We start from the raw sequence: 18,830 nt of genomic DNA on the forward strand, positions 1-18,830 counted from the left end.
GGGTGGGGACGGGCAGGCTCGGGTAGTGCCGGGTGAGGCCGGGCGGCACCAGAAGACGCCGGGAGGCATCGGCAGGTTCTGGCAGGCTCCGGGAGGCATCGGCAGGCTCCGGGTGATGCCCGGAGACGGTGGCGCTCCGGCGGGCCCCGGGGCGTCGGACCTCGGCGGATCGTGGCGTGGTGTAGCGGGCTACACCACGGGTCCGGGAGCGCGCTCCCTCGTGGCCGGGCAGGGGCGACGGGATCGTGGACGGCAGAGATCCCCGGGGCGGAGCAGCCCCTCGTCCCCGCCCCACGTCCTAAGGATTGCCCGATGGCCGCCAAGTCGCCGCTCGCCACCGTCAAGTCGTTCTTCGCCGATCTGCTGCTCTGGTCCTTCTTCGTTGTGGGCCTGGCCGCCGCCATGGGCGGGGCGGGTGCCGTGCTCGACGGTACGGCGAAGACCGCGGCGACCTTCGCCGGGATCGCCGTCTCGCTGGTGACCGGCACCCGTATCGCGAAGAAGCCGAAGATCAAGGCGTTCCTGTCGACCCGTCCGGTGCTGTGGTTCCTGTTCCTCTTCAACGGCGGTGTCGCCGCGGTCGCCTACTTCACCATGGACGGCGCGAAGGGCATCGCCACCGCCGCCGGGATGGGCCTGGTGGCCCTCGGCGCGGCGGGCGGTCTGGTGTCGGGCCGCCGCGGGTCCGGCGCCGACCGGACCCAGGAAGAACCGACCGGAAACTCGGCCACCGGCTGGTAGGCCACGCCCCCGGCGTACCGGGGCAGCCCCGGCCGTCCGCCTCCCGGGCCCGGATCCGATCCATGGATCCGGGCCCCTGCCGTACCGGTCCCGCCGCCGTGGTGGTGGAGCGGGCTACACCACGCGTCCGGGAGAGTGCTCCCTCGTCGCCCGCGCCGCCCCGCGAAAGGGTGGAACACGGAGCGCCGGACGGCCCCGCCCCGGTACCCGCTCCCCTCGCCCGTCCCCGAATTCCCGTTGTGGAGGCCTCTCCGTCATGGCAACTGTCCTTTATCACCTGGGCCGTACGGCCTTCCGGTGGCGGTGGTTCGTCACCCTGCTGTGGGTGGCGGTCCTGGGCGCCGTCGGCTTCGCCGCGTCCAAGGCGCCCGCGGCCGCCGACGAGGGCTTCACGATGCCGGGGATCGAGTCCCAGAAGGCGTTCGACCTGCTGGAGCAGCGCTTCCCGGGCACGGCGGCCGACGGGGCGAGCGCCCGGATCGTGTTCATCGCCCCGAGCGGTGAGAAGGTCACCGCGGCCGGCCACCGGAAGGCCGTCGAGAGACTCGTCGACGAGGCCGCCGACGGCTCCCAGGTGGCCACCGCGGTCGATCCCTTCCGGGCGAAGGCGGTCAGCGAGGACGGCAGGACCGCGTACGCGACGGTCTCCTTCACGGCGAAGGCCGACGACCTGACCGACGTCAGCAAGCAGCACCTCGAACGGGCCGTCGACCAGGCCAGGGACGCGGGGCTGACCGTCGAGGTCGGCGGCGACGCCCTGGCGACGCAGCCCGCCGCGGGCGGCAGCGCCGAGGCGATCGGCATCGCGGTCGCCGCCCTCGTCCTGCTGGTCACGTTCGGCTCGCTGGCCGCCGCCGGACTGCCCCTGATCGCGGCGATCATCGGCGTCGCCGCCAGCATGACCGGCATCATGGCCCTGTCCGAGACCTTCGGCCTGTCCGAGAACACCGGCACCCTCGCCACCATGCTCGGCCTGGCCTGCGGCATCGACTACGCCCTGTTCGTCGTCTCCCGCTACCGCGAGGAGCGCGCCAAGGGCCACGCGCCCAGGGACGCCGTCGGCCTGGCCGTCGGAACGGCGGGCTCCGCGGTCGTGTTCGCCGGTCTCACCGTCGTCATCGCGCTGGCCGGGCTCTCGGTGGTCGGTATCCCGATGCTCACCAAGATGGGCCTGGCCGCCGCCGGCGCGGTGCTCGTCTCCGTGCTGATCTGCCTGACCCTGGTCCCGGCGATCCTCGGCTTCTGGCCGAACGCGGTGCTCTCGCGCGGTGCCCGCCGCAACTCCCGGCGCCACCGCCGGAAGCTGGCGAGGACCGAGAACGGCGGCTCCCGGTGGGCCAAGGCCGTCGTCCGCCTGCCCCTGCCCGTCCTGCTGCTCGGCGTGGTCGGCCTGGGCGCGGTCGCCACCCCCGTACTCGACCTCCAGCTCGGTATGCCGGGCGACGAGGCCAAGCCCACCTCCACCACCGAGCGACGGGCCTACGACGCGCTCGCCGAGGGCTTCGGCCCCGGCTTCAACGGGCCCCTGACCATCGTCGTCGACGCCAGGGAGGCCGAGAGCGCCAAGTCGGCCGTGTCCGTGGTCGCCAAGGACATCGCCGCCACCGAGGGCGTGGTCTCCGTGTCGCCGGCCCGCTTCAACAAGGCGGGGGACACCGCGGTGTTCTCCGCGACCCCGTCCACCAGCCCGACCGACGAGCGGACCAAGGACCTGGTCAAGACCATCCGCGGGGAACGGTCCGGCATCGAGAAGGACGCCGGGGTGTCCTTCGAGGTGACCGGGAAGACCGCGCTGGACATCGACGTCGCGCAGAAGGTACAGGACTCGCTGATCCCGTACCTCGCGGTGGTGGTGAGCCTCGCGATCGTGCTCCTGCTGCTGGTGTTCCGCTCCCTGCTCGTCCCGCTCAAGGCCGCCTTCGGCTTCCTGCTCTCCGTCCTCGCGGCCCTCGGCGCCGTCGTCGCGGTCTTCCAGCAGGGGCACGGCGCCGAACTGCTGGGCGTGGACTCCACCGGCCCGATCATGAGCATGATGCCGATCTTCCTGGTGGGCATCGTCTTCGGACTGGCCATGGACTACGAGGTGTTCCTGGTCTCGCGGATGCGTGAGGCGTACGTCCACGGTGAGGAGCCCCGGCAGGCCGTCGTCTCCGGCTTCCGGCACAGCGCCCGGGTGGTCGTGGCCGCCGCGCTGATCATGATGGCGGTGTTCTCCGGGTTCATCGGCGCCGGCGAGTCGATGATCAAGATGATCGGCTTCGGGCTCGCGATAGCGGTCCTCTTCGACGCCTTCGTGGTGCGCATGGCGATCGTCCCGGCCGTCCTCGCGCTGCTCGGCCACAGGGCCTGGTACCTGCCGAAGTGGCTGGCCCGGCTGCTGCCCGACATCGACGTCGAGGGCGAGAAGCTGAGCCGCAAGGTGCCCGCGCCGACCGCCCCGACCGACTCGGCGTCCGAGGAGCCGCGGACGGCGGAGCCCGCCGCGACGCACTGAGACGCGAGGAGGGGCCGCCCCGGCCGGGGCGGCCCCTCCCACTGTGCCCTACGTCCCGCTCACTCCTGCGGCGCGTGCGCCAGATAGGCGAGGACCGCCAGCACCCGGCGGTGGCCGCTGTCGCTCGGCGGCAGGTTGAGCTTGAGGAACACGTTGCCGATGTGCTTGTGGACCGCGCGCTCGGTGACGACGAGGGTCTTGGCGATGGTCGCGTTGTCGTGGCCCTCGGCCATCAGCCCCAGCACCTCGCGCTCGCGGGGCGTGAGCGAGTCGAGCGGGGAGTCCTTGCGGCGGGTGAGGAGTTCGGTGACCACCTCGGGGTCCAGCGCGGTACCGCCGCCGGCCACCCGCTCCAGCGCGTCGAGGAACTCGTCGACCCGGCCGACCCGGTCCTTGAGCAGATACCCGATCCCGCTGGTCCCGCCGCCCAGCAGCTCACTGGCGTACGACTCCTCGACGTACTGCGAGAGCACCAGCACCGGCAGTCCGGGGATCCGCTCCCGGGCCTCCAGCGCCGCCCGCAGCCCCTCGTCGCGGAAGCCCGGGGGCATCCGCACGTCGAGCACGGCCACGTCCGGGCGGTGCTCCAGGAGCGCGGGCATGATCTCGGGCCCGCTGCCCGCGACGGCCACGACGTCGTGCCCGGACGAGGTCAGCAGCAGGACCAGTCCCTCCCGCAGGAGGGCGTTGTCCTCGGCGATCACCACACGCACGGCAACTCCACTTCGATCACGGTCGGCCCCCCGACCGGGCTGGACACTTCCATCGTTCCGTCGAGCGCGGCGACCCGCCGCCGCATCCCCAGCAGCCCGGAGCCGCCGGTCTCGTCCGCGCCGCCGCGCCCCTCGTCCCGGACCCGCACCCGCAGGCCGCGGCGCACCCGCACGAGCCGGACCTCGGCCCGCGACACCCCGCTGTACTTGACGACGTTGGTGAGCGACTCGGCCACCGCGAAGTAGGCGGCCGCCTCCACCGCCGCGGGCGCCCGCACCCCCTCGTCGAGACCGCCGTCGTCCACGGCGACCTCCAGTCCGCTGCCCGCCGCCAGCGCCCGGACCGCGCCGGCCAGGCCGCGGTCGCTGAGGATCGGCGGATGAATGCCGCGCACCACCTGCCGCAGCTCCGTCAGCGCCTTCTCGGCCTGTTCCTGGGCCTCGTCGAGGAGCCGGAGCCCGGTCTCGCGATCCCCGCCGTAGGCGCGCCGGGCGAGTCCGATGCGCATGGACAGCGCCACCAGCTGCGCCTGTGCCCCGTCGTGCAGGTCCCGTTCGATCCGCCGCAGTTCGGCCTCGTGCGCGGCGATCGCGTCGGCGCGGGTCGCGGCCAGTTCCTGGACCCGGGCCGTGAGCTGCGCCTGCGGGGACGGCTTGAGCAGCGCGGTCGACCAGTCGGCCTCCAGGTCCGCGAGCCGCACGATCAGCGGGAGGACGACGGCCTCGCGGCGCAGCAGCCCGCACCACACGCCGTCGACGACCAGCCCCACCGGCCACAGCGGCACGGCGAGGGCGAGCAGCGCGCCGTAGAACCAGTACGCGACCATCCAGCGCGCGTCGGTCCGGGTGCCGGGGTCGCGTACGGCCGTCACCACCCGCTCGCGCACCGTCCCGGTCAGCGGCCGGTACACCTCGGGGATCTTCACCCCGGTCCAGGTGGCGGTCAGGCTCCGCTTGGCGCCCGCGATCCGCCGGATCAGCAGCACCGTCTCGGGCAGCAGCCAGACACCGACGACCGCCAGCGTGCCGATCGCGGTGATCAGCAGGACGGTGACGAAGATCCACATTCCGAATGCCATCGCGGCGGCCAGAACGAGGTGGACCGTGGCCCACCCGGCGCGCCGCACCGTTTTCCACATGCAGGGAAGCTAAACGTTTTGCTTGAGTCACGCAAGTTTTGTTAGGGTCGAGGGATGCCGTGTCGCCGGGAGAGGGGCTGGACGTGCGAGCGAACCTCACGGAGCGGCCGGCGCCGCCGCGCACCGGTGGCCGGGACGTCCTGATCGTCGCCCAGGACACCGCCGAGACCGATCTGCTGACCACCACCCTGGGCCTCGCCGGCTACCGCGTCACGGGCACGGCGGCCACCGGCGCCGAGGGGATCGAACGGCTCTCGCGGGGCCGGTTCGACCTGGTGGTGTGGGACGCCACGCTGCCGGACCTCAGGGACGTCGCCCGGGGCCGCCGGATCGCGCCCGAGGAACGCCCGCCGCTGCTCTACCTGATCACCTGCGAGTACCTCCACACCCTCCTTCCCGTCCTCGGGCGGGGCCGGGACGACTACGTCACCAGGCCCGTCCGCACCACCGAGGTCCTGGCCCGCGCCCAGCTCCTGCTGCGGGGCCCGCATCCCTCCGGCCGCCGGGGCACGGCCGAGTACGCCGACCTGGTCCTGGACGACGCCACCTGCCAGGCCAGGCGCGGAACCCGCCCGCTGGGCCTGACCCCCGCCGAGTACCGGCTGCTGCGCCACCTGCTGGCCAACGCCGAGCGCGTGCTGTCGAAGGAGCAGATCAGCCGCTACGTCTGGGGCGAGTTCCGGGCGAGCGATGCCATCGAGAAGCTCGTCTCCCGGCTGCGGCACAAGGTGGACCGCGAGGAGCCCGCGCTGATCCACACCCGCCGGGGCTTCGGCTACTGGCTCGGGCACGCCCGGGGCTGAGCGCCGCACCACCACCGCCGCCACCGCCACCGTTCTGTGACGACCGTCACGTCCGGGAATTGTCGGGAAGCCGTCCGGGAGGTGTCGGACCGGCTCGCTGTCATGCGGGTACGGCGACCGTCCGGTTCCCGCTCCTCCCGCGTCCCGTGCGGCCGCCGGTGAGGTGCCCGCGGGGACCCGGTCGCCCCCACCGCACAGCACTTCGGCGAGGAGCAGCACATGACGACCGTAGGAATAGTCACCGGGGCCGGGCGCGGCATGGGGGAGGCGTGTGCGCGGCGGCTCGCCGGCACCGTGGACGTGCTGCTGCTCGTCGACCGGGACGCGGCGAGCGCCGAGGCGGTCGCGGCGAGCCTCGACGACCCGGCCGGGCACTCCCGGGCCGAGGCGTTCGCCCTCGACATCACCGACCGCGAGGGCCTGGCCCGGCTCGCCGCCCGGGTCGCCGCACTCGGCACGCTGCGCGCCGTCGCCCACGCCGCCGGCATCTCGCCCACCATGGCCGACTGGCGCCGCATCTTCGAGGTCGACCTCGTCGGCACCGCCCTGCTCGCCGAGGCGCTGCGCCCACTCGCCACCGAGGGCACCGCGCACGTCTACTTCTCCTCGATGTCCCCCCTGCTCGCCGGCGTCGACAACCCGGATCCGGCCATCGGCGCGATCCTGGACGAGCCGCTGCGCGAGGACTTCCTCGACCGCATCCGGGAGGCCGTCGGACCGGAACTCGAACAGTCCACCCTGGCCTACCCGTGGGCCAAGCACGGCGTCGCCCGGTTCGCCCGCCGGGAGGCCGTACGGCTCGGCCCGGTCGGGGCCCGCGTCTGCTCGCTGGCCCCCGGCATCATCGACACCCCGCAGGGCCGGCAGGAGGCGGCCGAGCAGTCGTCCATGCGCAGACTCGTCGAGGCGACGCCGCTCGGCAGGACCGGCCGTTCGGAAGAGGTCGCGGAGGTCGTCGCCTTCATGCTGTCGGACGGGGCGAGCTTCCTGAACGGCGTCGACATCCTCGTCGACGGCGGTGTCCACGCGGCCGTCCGCGACTGCTGACGCATCCCGTCGACGGCTCAGGAGACCATCGCCCTGAGCCGTTCGACGTCGGCCAGCCGCCGGGCCGGGTCCGGGGCCAGGGGCCGGACCTGGAGGGTGGTGACCCCGGCCGCCCGGAAGACGGCGAGCCGTTCGGCGACGTGGGCGGCGGGGCCGACCAGCGAGGTGGCCCGCAGCAGCGCGTCGGGCACGGCGGCCGCGGCCTCCTCCTTGCGGCCGGACAGGTAGAGGTCCTGGACGGTGGCCGCCGCGGCCCCGAAGCCGTAGCGGTCCGCGAGGTCGTAGTAGAAGTTGTGGCCGCGTGCCCCCATCCCGCCGATGTACAGGGCCAGTTGCGGCCGGGCCAGGTCGATCAGGGCACCGGCGTCGTCGCCGATCGCCAGGGGCGGCGAGACGACGATGTCGAGCGGCCCGAGCGCGGGGTCCCGCGCCGCCGATCCGGCGGCCAGCGCGGGACCCCAGACCTCCGCCGCCTTCTCCGGGTGGAAGAACATCGGCATCCAGCCCTCGGCGATCTCGGCGGCCAGCGCCACGTTCTTCGGTCCGATGGCGGCCAGGACGATCGGGACGCGTTCGCGCACCGGGTGGTTGATGAGCTTGAGCGGCAGGCCGAGACCGGTGCCCTCCCCGGGCGGCAGCGGGATCCGGTAGTGGCGGCCCGCGTGCACGACCTTCTCCCGCCGCCACACCGACCGGCAGATCTCCACGATCTCCCGCGTCCGCGCCAGCGGAGCGGTGTACGGCTGTCCGTGGAAACCCTCGATCACCTGCGGCCCGGAGGCGCCGAGGCCCAGGGTGAACCGGCCGTCCGAGACATGGTCCAGGCCCGCGGCGGTCATCGCGGTGAGGGTGGGGGTGCGGGTGTAGATCTGCAGGATCCCGGACGCGATCTCCAGCCGCTCGGTACGCGCGGCGATGAAGCCGAGCCGGCTGATCGCGTCGAACGAGTAGGCCTCGGGCACGAAGACGATGTCAAGACCGGCCCTCTCGTAGTCGCGCAGCTCGTCGACGGCCTCCTTGAAACCGCCGCTGTAGCTCAGGGGCATACCGATGCGCATACCGACCTCACTCCCTCCCGCACGGCAAATAAAGGGCACTCTATAGGGTGATTGTCTCTGTGGGCGATGTCTCCGCAGTGTTGATGGCCATTAACCGCACACTCTTTTTCCGGTGCTGTCGCGGCGGTACCCGCACGCCCCTCCTGTCGTCCGCCCGGCTGGTGCGAGGATGTCGGCCGACAGGGAGCGTGCCGAGGGAAGGGATCGCGGATGGAGCCGCCACGGGGCGACACGGCGGTCTTCGCGGGAACCGCCCGGTCGGGCCGGCCGCGCGCGACCTCGCGGGCCGCGCTCGAACGGCTCGGCTTCGAGCTGTTCGCCGAACGCGGCTTCGACGACACCACGGTCGACGACATCGCCGCTGCGGCGGGCATCGGCCGGCGCACCTTCTTCCGCTACTTCGCCTCCAAGAACGACCTCGTGTGGGGCGACTTCGAGGAACAGCTGACCCGGCTCGACGCGCTGCTGACGGCGGCCGACCCGGACACCCCGATGATGGACGCGCTGCGCGCGGCGGTCGTCGAGTTCAACCGGTTCGACCCGGCCCAGGTGCCCTGGCACCGGCAGCGCATGGCCCTCATCCTGCGCGTGCCGACGCTCCAGGCGGACTCGGCCGTGCGGTACGCGTCGTGGCGGGACCTCGTCACGGAGTTCGCCGCCCGGCGGCTGGGCCGCCCCGCGTCCGACCTGCTGCCCCGGCTGGTCGGCGGCACCACCCTGGCCGCGTGCGTCACGGCGTACGAGCAGTGGCTGGCGGACGAGAGCGCCGACCTGGGGGACCTGCTGGCCCTGGCGGTAGGGCAACTCGCGGACGGGTACCGGGACCTGGCCGGCTAGCCGCACCCGCCGCGGGGGCCTGCATGGCTAGCCGCACCCGCCGCGGGGCGCCGGTCCTCAGGCCGGGCCGCGCCGCATGGCGTGGGCGACGACCTCCCCGATGAGGACCGCGGTGGCCGCCGGGCCCCTGAGCGGCGGCGTCGGCAGGACGGACGTGTCCGCGACGCGCAGCCCGGCGACACCGTGCACCCGGCCGTGGGCGTCGACGGCGGCCCGGGGATCCCCGGCGGGACCCATCGGAACCGTGCCGCAGGTGTGGTGCGACGTGCCCAGGTGCCCGAGGATCCACTCGTCGAGCAGCCGGTCGTCGCCCAGCACCTCGGCCACCGGCGCCACGAGCCCCGCGGAGACCGCCGCGAAGTCGTCCGTGCCGGCCAGCTCGGCGGCGACCCGGACCGCTTCGCGCATCCGCCGCCGGTCCGCCGCGGTCGACAGATAGCCGTAGTCGAGGTCCGGGGGTGTCGCGGGATCGGCGGACCTGGTGCGCATCCGGCCCGTCGGCCGCGGGGTCTGGACGGAGACGAGGAACGCCAGCGGAGCGCCGGGCACCGACACCCTGCCGCCGGTCAGGCCGGCCGGCGGGACCAGGGACTGCAGGATCTCCAGGTCGCCCGGATGGGCCCCGTCCGACGAGGACAGGTGCAGCGCGCCGCCCAGCCAGGAACCGGCCGGCTCCGGCAGCGGACGCCGCGGTGCCCACTCCAGCACCACCTGCGGATGGTCGCCGAACCGCGCTCCGACGGCCGGCGCGTCCCTGACCACGGGGATGCCGAGCGCCTCCAGGGAGCGGCGCGGCCCGACGCCCGACAGGTGCAGCAGGTGCGGGGAGCGCAACGCCCCGGCACAGAGCACCACTTCGCCGCCGTACACCGTGTCGCGGTGCCCGTCGCGCTCGACCACCACACCGGTCGCCCGGCCGTGCTCGACGACCACCCTCAGGACCGTACTGCCCCCCGCCACCCGGAGGTTGGGCCGGCCGGCCGCGCCCAGCAGGTAACCGAGGCCCGTGTTGAGGCGCACCCCGTCCACGACGTTGCACGGCACCGGGCCGAAACCCGGCGCGCCCTGGGCGTTCTTGTCCGGCTCCGCCGGGAAGCCCAGCCGCCGGGCGGCCGCCCGGAACGCGACGGCGGCGGGATGGCCGAGGCCGGTGCGGCGGACCCGCACCGGCCCCCGGTCGCCGTGCAGTTCGCTGCCGCCCAGGTCGAGGTCGGTCTCCAGCGCACGCAGGAACGGCAGCATCCGGTCGTAGGACCAGACCGGTCCGGCCGCGGCCGACCAGCGGTCGAAGTCCGCCCGCCGGGCCCGGACGAAGTATCCGCCGTTGACGGTCGTCGAGCCGCCCAGGACCCGTCCCCGGACGACCGTGTACGGACGCTCCGGGGCGAGCCGGACCGGGTACGGCTGGACGGCGGGGTGACCGGGCTGCGCGCCGGGCACCAGCCGCGCGTCCAGCAACTCCGGCGCGAACGCCGACGCGCCGGACGGCACCGGGCCGGCCTCCAGCACCAGCACCCTGCGGCCCGGATCCTCGCTCAGCCGCGCCGCGAGCACGGCCCCGCTGCCGCCGGCCCCGACCACGATGACGTCCGGGCGCGTCACCGGTGCCCGCCGTGCGCCGGAGAGTGGCAGGGCGTCAAGTGCCGTTGCGTTGCCGTCGTCTTCATCCGTGTCCTCTGCGAATGCGTCCTCTTCGAAGCTCCGTGCCTCCGGCGTCTTCACTTTCGGCACCCGGTGTCATTATTCTCCGGATGTCCGATGGGAGCGATGCCCAGGGAGAGTCGCATGAACGAATCACCAGCCACCCCGCCCGTCCCGGAGAGCGAGATCCAGGACGGGAGGACCCCCGCCGAAGGCTCGTTGATCGAGGCGGACGAGCTGATCGAGGAGGTCTCCATCGACGGCATGTGCGGCGTCTACTAGGCGCCGCCGGATGACCGCCATGGACCTCGACCGCGCCATGGACCTGGACCGCGCCTGGGACCTGCATCCGCAGGTCTCGGTGCGGCCCGAACCCTTCGGTGCGCTGCTGTACCACTTCGGCACCCGCAAGCTGTCGTTCCTCAAGGACCGGCGGCTGCTGGCCGTCGTCCAGGCCCTCGCGGACGCGCCTACGGCCCGCGCCGCCTGCCTGGCCGCGGGACTCACCGAGGCCGAACTGCCCCGCTACGGCCGGGCCCTGGCCGTACTCGCGCAGTCCTCGATGCTCGTCGGGAGGACCTCATGACCACCACGCCCGCCCCGTCCCGGCTGGTCGACCTGTTCGAGCTCGGGCTCGACGCACCGATCTGCCTGACCTGGGAACTCACCTACGCCTGCAACCTGTCCTGCGCCCACTGCCTGTCCAGCTCCGGCCGCCGCGACCCGCGCGAGCTGAGCACCGCCGAGGCCAGGGCCGTCATCGACGAACTGGAGGCCATGCAGGTCTTCTACGTCAACATCGGCGGCGGCGAACCCACGGTCCGCGCCGACTTCTGGGAACTCCTGGACTACGCCACCGCCCACCACGTCGGCGTGAAGTTCTCCACCAACGGTGTCAGGATCACCCCGGAAGCCGCGGAGCGCCTCGCCGCCAACGACTACGTGGACGTCCAGATCTCCCTCGACGGTGCCACCGCCGAGGTCAACGACGCGGTGCGCGGCCCCGGTTCGTACGCCACGGCCGTCAGGGCCCTGGAGAACCTCGCCGCCGCCGGCATGAAGAACTTCAAGATCTCCGTCGTCTGCACCCGGCACAACATCCCGCAGCTGGACGCCTTCAAGGCACTCGCCGACCGCTACGGCGCCCAGCTGCGCCTGACCCGGCTGCGCCCCTCCGGACGCGGCGCCGACGTCTGGGACGAACTCCACCCGACCGCCGCACAGCAACGCGAGCTGTACGACTGGCTGGTCGCGCACGGTGAGAACGTGCTGACCGGCGACTCCTTCTTCCACCTCTCCGCCTACGGCGAGTCCCTCCCCGGCCTCAACCTGTGCGGTGCCGGACGTGTCGTCTGCCTGATCGACCCGGTCGGTGACGTCTACGCCTGCCCGTTCGCCATCCACGACGAGTTCCTGGCCGGCAACGTCCGCGAGGTCGGCGGCTTCGCCGGGGTGTGGCGCGACTCGGAGCTCTTCCGGCGGCTGCGGACCCCGCAGCACGGCGGCGCCTGCGCCTCCTGCGCGTTCTACGACACCTGCAAGGGCGGCTGCATGGCCGCGAAGTTCTTCACCGGACTGCCCCTGGACGGCCCCGACCCCGAGTGCGTGCAGGGCTACGGCGCGGAACGGCTCGCCCACCGTGACACGGCCCTGCTTCCCAAACCGTCCGGCGACCACTCACGGCGCCCCGTGGACCTGGTGCTCACGCGCCGCCCTCCGGTCAGCGCCTGCGCCGAGAGCCCCCTGGCCGGGCTGGACCCGACACCCACCGGAAAGGGCGGGACACATGCCTAGGAACCCCTGGTTCGAGACGGTCGCCGAGGCCCGGCGCCGGGCGAAGCGGCGGCTGCCCGGTTCGGTCTACGGCGCGCTCGTCGCCGGCTCGGAGCGCGGCCGTACCATCGACGCCAACACGGAGGCCTTCGCCGAACTGGGCTTCGCGCCACGGGTCGTGGGCCATCACGCGGAGCGCGACCTGTCCACGACGGTCCTCGGTGTGCCGACCGAGCTGCCCGTGCTCATCTCGCCGACCGGGGTGCAGGCGGTCGACCCGGACGGGGAGGTGGCCGTGGCCCGGGCCGCCGCGAACCGGGGCGTGATCATGGGGCTCAGCTCGTTCGCCAGCAAGCCCGTGGAGGAAGTGGCCGACGCGCAGCCCGACTTCTTCTTCCAGCTGTACTGGAGCGGCACCCGCGACACCATGGTGCAGCGCATGGACCGGGCCAGGGCCGCCGGCGCCAAGGCGCTCATCGTCACCCTCGACTGGTCCTTCTCCCACGGCCGCGACTGGGGCAGCCCCGCCATCCCGGACAAGCTCGACCTCAGGACCATGCTCCGGTTCGCCCCGGACGTCCTGCCCCGGCCCGGCTGGCTGTGGCGGTACGCGAGGTCGGGCCGCGTCCCCGACCTCACCGTCCCCAACCTGACCGCCCCCGGCGGAGCTGCCCCGACCTTCTTCGGCGCCTACGGCGAATGGATGGGGACCCCACCGCCCACCTGGGAGGACCTGGCGTGGCTGCGCGAGGAGTGGGGCGGCCCCTTCCTCCTCAAGGGCGTCTGCCGGGTGGACGACGCCAAGCGCGCCGTCGACGCCGGCGTCTCCGCGCTGTCCGTCTCCAACCACGGCGGCAACAACCTCGACACCACCCCGGCCACCATCCGGCTGCTGCCCGCCGTCGCGGAAGCCGTCGGCGACCAGGTCGAGGTGCTGCTCGACGGCGGGATCCGGCGCGGCGGCGACGTGGCGAAGGCCCTCGCCCTCGGCGCCCGCGCCGTCCTGATCGGCCGCGCCTACCTGTGGGGCCTCGCCGCGAACGGACAGGCCGGCGTCGAGAACGTGCTGGACATCCTGCGCGGCGGCCTCGACTCCGCCGTCCTCGGCCTCGGCCACTCCTCCGTGCACGAACTGAGCCCCGACGACCTGGTGATACCGCCCGGCTTCCGCCTGACACTGGGCGGCGGAGCAGTACCGTCGACCGGGTCCGCCGGGTCTGCCGGGTCTGCCGGGTCTGCCGGGTCTGCCGGGTCCGCCGGGTCCGCCGGGTCGACCGGGTCAGGCAGGGCGGCCGGGTCCGGCGCCGAGCCGGCGCTCGCGGAGGCCGACGCCGAGTCCACGGCCGCCTGACCGTGTCCGGGGACAGCGTGCCGCCCGTCCTGGCGGACTGCGTGTGGCCGGCCGTGCCCGCAGGCGCACTCGTCCTGGTCCCGGTCGGGTCCACCGAGCAGCACGGCCCGCATCTGCCGCTCGACACCGACACCGTCGTCGCCCGCGCCGTCGCCCGGCGGACGGCCGCCGCCCTCGACGGCGGCCCGCAAGACCCGCACGGTCCGCCGCTGGTGGCCCCGGCCGTGGCCTTCGGCGCCAGCGGTGAGCACGCCGGCTTCCCCGGGACCGTCTCGATCGGGCACGAGGCGCTGCACGCGGTCCTCGTGGAACTGGCGCGGTCGCTGTCCCTTTGGGCGGGCCGGATCGTGTTCGTCAACGGCCACGGCGGCAACACCGTCACCCTCGACCGGGCCCTCACCCAGCTGCGCGCCGAGGGCCACGACGCCGCCTGGACCGCCTGCGAGGTCCCGGGCGGCGACGCCCACGCCGGCCGTACGGAGACCTCACTGCTGCTGCACCTGGCACCCGGACGCGTCCGCCTCGACGCCGCAGTCGCCGGCGACACCCGCCCACTGGCCGCGCTCCTGCCGGAACTGACGGCCCGTGGCGTCCGCGCGGTGTCACCCTCGGGCGTACTCGGCGATCCGGCCGGTGCCTCGGCAGCGGAGGGGCGCCGGGCGACGGCCGCGATGGTCGCCACCACCGTCCGCCGCGTCACCGCGTGGGCCCCGAACGCCCACGGCCGCCTCACCGACCCCGCCCGGACCGCGGCCCCCTCCACACCGCCGACGCCTCCCCCCACCGCGAAAGGCGCACCCCAGTGACGCTTCCCCCCGGCCCCGACGCCCGTCCGGACGCCGGCCCGAGCACCTGTCCGAACGCGTGTCGGGCCGCGTGTCCGGCGTCCCTCTCGGCTGTCCTCGCCGAGGGCCCGCGCCGGTGGGCGCTGGTTCCGGGCCTTGGCGCCCGTTTGGTCCGACCCGGAGTCTGCTCGGCCGCGTGTCCGGCGTCCCTCTCGGCTGTCCTCGCCATGGGCCCGCGCCGCTGGACGCCGGCTCCGGGCTCCGACGCCCGTCCGGTCCGTCTCGGAGCCAGCTCGGCCGGGCGTCCGAGCGCCTGTCCGGGCGTTCGTCCGACGGCCCGCGCGGCCGTCCTCGCGAAGGGCTCCCGCTCATGACGCTTCCCCTCGGCTTCGTCGTGGCGTTCGACCGGCACACGCGGGTGGTGGACGGTGGCCGGGCGTTGCTCGGGGGGTTTCCGACGCGGCTGCTCAAGCTGACGCCGCGGGCGCGGCGGCTGTTCACCGGGCGGGTGCTGGTCGTGCGGGACGCGGCGGGGGCGCTGCTCGCGGACCGATTGCTGGAGACGGGTATGGCGCATCCCGTCGCCGGCTCGCTGCCGGCGCCGGCGGACCCCCGGTACACGGTCGTCGTGCCGGTCCGCGACCGCCCGCGCCAACTCGACCGTCTGCTGCGGAGCATCGGTCCCGGCCGCCCGGTGATCGTGGTCGACGACGCGTCCCGGCAGCCGGCCGCCGTGGCCGCCGTGGCGGCACAGCACGGCGCCCGGCTGGTCGCGCTCGCCGACAACGTCGGGCCCGCCGGGGCACGCAACGCCGGACTGCGCCTGGTCGGCACGCCGTACGTGGTCTTCGCCGACTCCGACATCGTCCTGGACCTCGACACGGTCCCCACCCTGCTCCGGCACTTCGCCGACCCCCGGGTCGCGATGGCCGTCCCACGGATCACCGGACTGTCCGCTCCGGCCACGACCTGGATCGAACGGTACGAGAACTCGCGGTCGTCGCTCGACCTCGGCGCGCACCCCGCCCCGGTACGGCCCGGCACGCCGGTCTCCTGGGCCTCCTCCGCCTGCGTGGTGGCGAGGACCGACGCGCTGGGGGACGGCTTCGACGCGAGCATGCGGGTCGGGGAGGACGTCGACCTGTGCTGGCGGCTGGTGGCGGCGGGCCGCCGGGTGCGGTACGAACCCGCCGTCCGGGCCGCCCACGAACACCGGGTGCGCCTGGGGGACTGGCTGCGCCGCAAGGCCTTCTACGGCACCGGGGCGCAGCCCCTCGCCGAACGGCACCCCGAGTCCGTCGCACCCGTCGTGTTCGCGCCGTGGAGCACGGCACTGGCCGCCGCGCTGCTCGCAGGACGGCGCTGGTCGGCGCCGGCCGCCGTGGCCGTCCTCGGCGTCGTGACCGTACGCATCGCCCGGAAACTCGACGGCACCGAGCACCCCTACCGGCTCGCCGTGCGGCTGACCGGCAACGGAACCCTCGCCACCCTGTCGCAGACCTCCGCGCTGCTGACCCGCCACTGGTGGCCGCTGACGGCCGTGGGCTGTGTGCTCTCCGGCCGCCTCCGCCGTGCCACCGCGGTCGCCGCCCTGGCCGACATCGCACTCGAATACCGTCGAGATCAAGCCACACTCGACCCGCTGCGCTACGGCGTCGCCCGCCGCCTGGACGACCTCGCCTACGGGGCGGGCGTGTGGTTCGCCGCCCTCCGGGCCCGCTCCGGCGCCGCGCTGCGCCCCCGCGTCACCCGCTGAGACGTTCCAGTCCCGGTCAGCGGAAAGCGCCCGGCCGCCGCCCGTCCCCTGCCCCGACACTGAGACATCCCGCCGCCGGCACCACGCCGCGCGGGCGATGGACCAGTCACCAGGAGGTGGGCGGAGTGACGCATGAAGTGGTCGGCCGTATCGAGGAGTCGGGTCCGGAACTGGCCGCACTCGCCGACGAGAACGAGTCACTCGGCAAGTTGAGCGACCGTACCGTCGAACTGCTGCGTTCCGCCGGGGTCATACGGCTGCTGCAGCCCAAGGAGTTCGGCGGTTTCAGTGCTCATCCCCGGGACTTCGCGGAAGCGGTGATGGCGGTCGCGCGGCACGACGGGGCCGCCGGCTGGGTGTGCGGTGTCGTCGGGGTGCACCCGTGGGAGCTGGCCCAGATGGACCCGCGCCTCGCCCACGAGGTGTGGGACGACGACCCGGACACCTGGATCGCCTCCCCGTACATGCCCAACGGCATCGCCGACCCGGTGGACGGCGGCTTCGTCCTCAGCGGACGCTGGCCCTTCTCCTCGGGCAGCGACCACTGCAGCTGGGACTTCCTCGGGGCGCTCGTCGGCGACGGCAAGGGCAGGCCCGCGGGGCCGATCCAGGTGATGCACGTGGTGCTGCCGCGGTCGGACTACGAGATCATCGACGGCACCTGGGACGTCGTCGGCCTCTCCGGCACCGGCAGCAAGGACGTCGTCGTCGACAAGGCGTTCGTGCCCGAGTACCGCACCATCAGGCAGGAACAGGTCCAGGCCGGTGCGGCGGCCGAGGAACTCGGACTCACCGACAGCCTGTACAAGCTGCCCTTCGCCTCGATGTTCCCGCTCGGGATCACCGCGGCCGTCATCGGCATCTGCGAGGGCGCGCTCGCCCACCACCTCTCCCAGCAGAAGGACCGGGTCGCCGTGACCGGCATCCAGGTCCGCGACGACCCGTACGTGCTCTACGCCGCGGGCGAGGCCGCCGCCGAGATCGCCGCCTCCCGGGTGCAGCTCATCGACGGCATCAGCCGGATGTACGACCAGATAGAGGCCGGCAAGCCGGTCACCATCGAGGACCGGGCGACCGTACGCCGCAACCAGGTCCGCTGCGCCTGGCGGGCCGTCTCCGCCCTGGACGAGATCTTCGCGCGGTCCGGCGGCAACGCCATCCGCAAGGGCAACCCGATCCAGCGGTACTGGCGGGACGCGCACGTCGGGCTCTCGCACATGATCCACGTGCCGGGCACCGCGTACCACGCGTACCCGCTGTCCCAGATGGGGCTCGATCTGCCCGAGTCGATGCGGGCCGTCATATGACCCACCGGGCGACCCGGCAGCAGGAGGTGGATGTGATCGACGGCCGCCGGTTCCGCGACGTGCTGGGCAACTTCCCCACCAGCGTGGTCGCGATCACCACCACGGACGCCGGGGAACGGCCGCACGGGATGATCGTCGGCACCTTCACCTCCGTGTCCCTGGACCCGCCCCTGGTGTCCTTCCTGGCCGACCGCTCCTCGACGACCCTGCGGACGATCAGGGCCGCGGGCCGCTTCTGCGCCAACGCGCTCGCGGGCGACCAGGAACGGCTCTCCCGGCGGATGGCGACCGGGCCGGCCCGGGAGCGGTTCGCGGACACGGCCTGGGAGGCCTCGCCGCTGGGCAGTCCCGTCCTGGACGGGGTCGTCGCCTGGGTGGACTGCGCGGTGGAACAGGTCGTCGAGATCGGCGACCACCTGCTGGTCGTGGGGCGGGTCCACGACCTGTGCGTCGAGTCGTTGAAGACCCCGCTGCTGTTCTTCCGCGGCGGATACGGCGACTACCTCTCCAGCGCGGCACTGCTGCTGGACAGGCTCGTCGGCTGGGACGAGATCGGTCGGTAGCCACCGGTCGGCACACATAGGGAGCCGCAGTGAGAAATGACCTCTACATAAGACTTTCGCGCATCTCGGCGTGGTGCGGTGTCGTCCTGATGGTGGGCTTCATCGTGGCCTTCAGCGCGGGCCACCTGCTCACCCCGGTCGACCCGGAGATGAGCCCCGCGGACCTCGTCACCTTCCTGCACGACCACCGCACGGGGATCCTGTGGTGCACCGTGATCATGGTGCTGGCCGTGCCCTTCGAGTACCCGTACGTCGTCGTGACGAGCCTTCAGATGAAGCGCGTCGAGGGCGGCTGGGGTCTGCTGTCCATGATCCAGCTGACCACCGGGGTCGTCGCCCCGCTGGGCTTCTTCTTCCCCCTCGCCATCCTCTCCGCCGCCGCGTACCGGCCGGAGATCCACTCGCCCGACGTGCTGTCAGCGTTGACCGACACCTTCAACCTGATGCTGGTGGGCAACGCGTGCATCTTCGTCCTCCAGGTCTGGTCGATCGGCTACACGGCGTTCATCGACCACCGGGAGAAGCAGGTCTTCCCCAAGTGGTACGGCTGGCTGAGCATCGTGCTGGGCGTGCTCCTCATCCCGGGGGCCTTCGTCTTCGTCGTCCACAGCGGTCCGTTCGCCTGGAACGGCGTGCTGGCGAACACGATCCCCTCGCTGACGTACTTCGTCTGGAAGGTCGCCACTCCTTATGTGCTGCTGAAGGCGATCAAGTCGGAGGAGCAGGAACTGGCCGGTCTGCCGGAGGCCCAGCCGGCGACCGTCTGAGCGAACGCCCGAGCGAATGCCTGTGGCCGTGACCCCGGTGGGGGGCACGGCCACA

At 73.3% G+C, this 18,830-nt stretch carries 18 protein-coding genes; 14 read left to right on the top strand and 4 right to left on the bottom strand.

Going from position 1 to position 18,830, the window contains the following annotated elements:
• Window positions 1–312: 312 nt before the first annotated feature.
• A complete protein-coding gene (locus ACGFZS_RS39935) occupies window positions 313–741 on the top strand; it encodes a hypothetical protein (protein WP_393799246.1) in 429 nt (142 codons plus the stop codon).
• 256 nt (window positions 742–997) lie between these two features.
• On the top strand, window positions 998–3,235 hold the full coding sequence (locus ACGFZS_RS39940) for an MMPL family transporter (RefSeq protein ID WP_393799247.1): 2,238 nt from the start codon (window positions 998–1,000) through the stop codon (window positions 3,233–3,235).
• 59 nt (window positions 3,236–3,294) lie between these two features.
• On the opposite strand, the gene ACGFZS_RS39945 is transcribed toward ACGFZS_RS39940, so the two are convergent.
• Entirely contained in the window at window positions 3,295–3,948 is a 654-nt protein-coding gene (locus ACGFZS_RS39945) for a response regulator transcription factor (RefSeq protein WP_365696039.1), read from the bottom strand.
• Window positions 3,936–5,087 carry a histidine kinase gene (locus ACGFZS_RS39950; RefSeq protein ID WP_359221862.1) on the bottom strand — a complete coding sequence of 384 codons (1,152 nt, stop codon included), beginning with the start codon at window positions 5,085–5,087 and terminating at the stop codon, window positions 3,936–3,938. Before ACGFZS_RS39950 ends, ACGFZS_RS39945 begins: the two co-directional genes overlap by 13 nt.
• Window positions 5,088–5,170: 83 nt before the next feature.
• Between ACGFZS_RS39950 and ACGFZS_RS39955 the strand changes: the two genes are divergently transcribed.
• Both ACGFZS_RS39955 and ACGFZS_RS39960 read left to right on the top strand, forming a co-directional pair.
• Window positions 5,171–5,890 carry a response regulator transcription factor gene (locus ACGFZS_RS39955; RefSeq protein ID WP_393799248.1) on the top strand — a complete coding sequence of 240 codons (720 nt, stop codon included), beginning with the start codon at window positions 5,171–5,173 and terminating at the stop codon, window positions 5,888–5,890.
• 219 nt (window positions 5,891–6,109) lie between these two features.
• Window positions 6,110–6,937 (top strand): SDR family oxidoreductase, encoded by an 828-nt coding sequence (locus tag ACGFZS_RS39960; RefSeq protein WP_393799249.1) that lies wholly within the window; start codon window positions 6,110–6,112, stop codon window positions 6,935–6,937.
• A gap of 17 nt (window positions 6,938–6,954) precedes the next feature.
• Here ACGFZS_RS39960 and ACGFZS_RS39965 read toward each other — a convergent pair whose 3' ends face one another.
• Complete coding sequence (locus ACGFZS_RS39965) at window positions 6,955–7,995, bottom strand: LLM class F420-dependent oxidoreductase (protein WP_393799250.1); 1,041 nt, start codon at window positions 7,993–7,995, stop codon at window positions 6,955–6,957.
• A 210-nt stretch (window positions 7,996–8,205) separates the two neighbouring features.
• On the opposite strand from ACGFZS_RS39965, the gene mftR reads away from it, so the two are divergent.
• Complete coding sequence (mftR, locus tag ACGFZS_RS39970; protein WP_393799251.1) at window positions 8,206–8,832, top strand: mycofactocin system transcriptional regulator; 627 nt, start codon at window positions 8,206–8,208, stop codon at window positions 8,830–8,832.
• 57 nt (window positions 8,833–8,889) lie between these two features.
• Here mftR and mftG read toward each other — a convergent pair whose 3' ends face one another.
• Window positions 8,890–10,434: a mycofactocin system GMC family oxidoreductase MftG gene (mftG, locus tag ACGFZS_RS39975; RefSeq protein ID WP_393799252.1), complete on the bottom strand. Its 1,545-nt coding sequence runs from the start codon at window positions 10,432–10,434 to the stop codon at window positions 8,890–8,892.
• 183 nt (window positions 10,435–10,617) lie between these two features.
• Between mftG and mftA the strand changes: the two genes are divergently transcribed.
• The 9 genes from mftA to ACGFZS_RS40020 all read left to right on the top strand — a co-directional run bounded on the left by mftA (window position 10,618) and on the right by ACGFZS_RS40020 (window position 18,775).
• Window positions 10,618–10,755: a mycofactocin precursor MftA gene (mftA, locus tag ACGFZS_RS39980; RefSeq protein ID WP_393658411.1), complete on the top strand. Its 138-nt coding sequence runs from the start codon at window positions 10,618–10,620 to the stop codon at window positions 10,753–10,755.
• Window positions 10,756–10,765: 10 nt separating this feature from the next.
• Entirely contained in the window at window positions 10,766–11,059 is a 294-nt protein-coding gene (gene mftB, locus ACGFZS_RS39985; RefSeq protein WP_355728961.1) for a mycofactocin biosynthesis chaperone MftB, read from the top strand.
• A complete protein-coding gene (mftC, locus tag ACGFZS_RS39990; protein ID WP_393799253.1) occupies window positions 11,056–12,267 on the top strand; it encodes a mycofactocin radical SAM maturase in 1,212 nt (403 codons plus the stop codon). The genes mftB and mftC overlap by 4 nt, the downstream gene beginning before the upstream one ends.
• Entirely contained in the window at window positions 12,260–13,597 is a 1,338-nt protein-coding gene (gene mftD, locus ACGFZS_RS39995) for a pre-mycofactocin synthase MftD (RefSeq protein ID WP_393799254.1), read from the top strand. The genes mftC and mftD overlap by 8 nt, the downstream gene beginning before the upstream one ends.
• Before the next feature lie 17 nt (window positions 13,598–13,614).
• Window positions 13,615–14,403, top strand: coding sequence for a mycofactocin biosynthesis peptidyl-dipeptidase MftE (gene mftE / locus ACGFZS_RS40000; protein WP_393799255.1), 789 nt, complete (start codon window positions 13,615–13,617; stop codon window positions 14,401–14,403).
• 349 nt (window positions 14,404–14,752) lie between these two features.
• Complete coding sequence (gene mftF, locus ACGFZS_RS40005; protein WP_393799256.1) at window positions 14,753–16,138, top strand: mycofactocin biosynthesis glycosyltransferase MftF; 1,386 nt, start codon at window positions 14,753–14,755, stop codon at window positions 16,136–16,138.
• Between the two features lie 125 nt (window positions 16,139–16,263).
• Window positions 16,264–17,445, top strand: a complete 1,182-nt coding sequence (locus tag ACGFZS_RS40010; RefSeq protein WP_365696057.1) for a hydroxylase — start codon at window positions 16,264–16,266, stop codon at window positions 17,443–17,445.
• Window positions 17,442–18,008: a flavin reductase family protein gene (locus ACGFZS_RS40015; protein ID WP_393799257.1), complete on the top strand. Its 567-nt coding sequence runs from the start codon at window positions 17,442–17,444 to the stop codon at window positions 18,006–18,008. Before ACGFZS_RS40010 ends, ACGFZS_RS40015 begins: the two co-directional genes overlap by 4 nt.
• A gap of 29 nt (window positions 18,009–18,037) precedes the next feature.
• Window positions 18,038–18,775 (top strand): hypothetical protein, encoded by a 738-nt coding sequence (locus ACGFZS_RS40020; protein ID WP_359221843.1) that lies wholly within the window; start codon window positions 18,038–18,040, stop codon window positions 18,773–18,775.
• Window positions 18,776–18,830: the final 55 nt, after the last annotated feature.

Origin of the sequence: Streptomyces sp. NPDC048288 (genome assembly GCF_043201555.1) — a bacterium.
GTDB lineage: Bacteria > Actinomycetota > Actinomycetes > Streptomycetales > Streptomycetaceae > Streptomyces.

Excerpts from the sequence above, each read along its gene's own strand:
- ACGFZS_RS39935 (WP_393799246.1), top strand. The coding sequence starts at position 313 with ATGGCCGCCAAGTCGCCGCTCGCCACCGTCAAGTCGTTCTTCGCCGAT.
- ACGFZS_RS39940 (WP_393799247.1), top strand. The coding sequence starts at position 998 with ATGGCAACTGTCCTTTATCACCTGGGCCGTACGGCCTTCCGGTGGCGG.
- ACGFZS_RS39950 (WP_359221862.1), bottom strand. The coding sequence starts at position 5,087 with ATGTGGAAAACGGTGCGGCGCGCCGGGTGGGCCACGGTCCACCTCGTT.
- ACGFZS_RS39960 (WP_393799249.1), top strand. The coding sequence starts at position 6,110 with ATGACGACCGTAGGAATAGTCACCGGGGCCGGGCGCGGCATGGGGGAG.
- ACGFZS_RS39965 (WP_393799250.1), bottom strand. The coding sequence starts at position 7,995 with ATGCGCATCGGTATGCCCCTGAGCTACAGCGGCGGTTTCAAGGAGGCC.
- mftR (WP_393799251.1), top strand. The coding sequence starts at position 8,206 with ATGGAGCCGCCACGGGGCGACACGGCGGTCTTCGCGGGAACCGCCCGG.
- mftA (WP_393658411.1), top strand. The coding sequence starts at position 10,618 with ATGAACGAATCACCAGCCACCCCGCCCGTCCCGGAGAGCGAGATCCAG.
- mftB (WP_355728961.1), top strand. The coding sequence starts at position 10,766 with ATGACCGCCATGGACCTCGACCGCGCCATGGACCTGGACCGCGCCTGG.
- mftC (WP_393799253.1), top strand. The coding sequence starts at position 11,056 with ATGACCACCACGCCCGCCCCGTCCCGGCTGGTCGACCTGTTCGAGCTC.
- mftD (WP_393799254.1), top strand. The coding sequence starts at position 12,260 with ATGCCTAGGAACCCCTGGTTCGAGACGGTCGCCGAGGCCCGGCGCCGG.
- mftF (WP_393799256.1), top strand. The coding sequence starts at position 14,753 with ATGACGCTTCCCCTCGGCTTCGTCGTGGCGTTCGACCGGCACACGCGG.
- ACGFZS_RS40015 (WP_393799257.1), top strand. The coding sequence starts at position 17,442 with ATGACCCACCGGGCGACCCGGCAGCAGGAGGTGGATGTGATCGACGGC.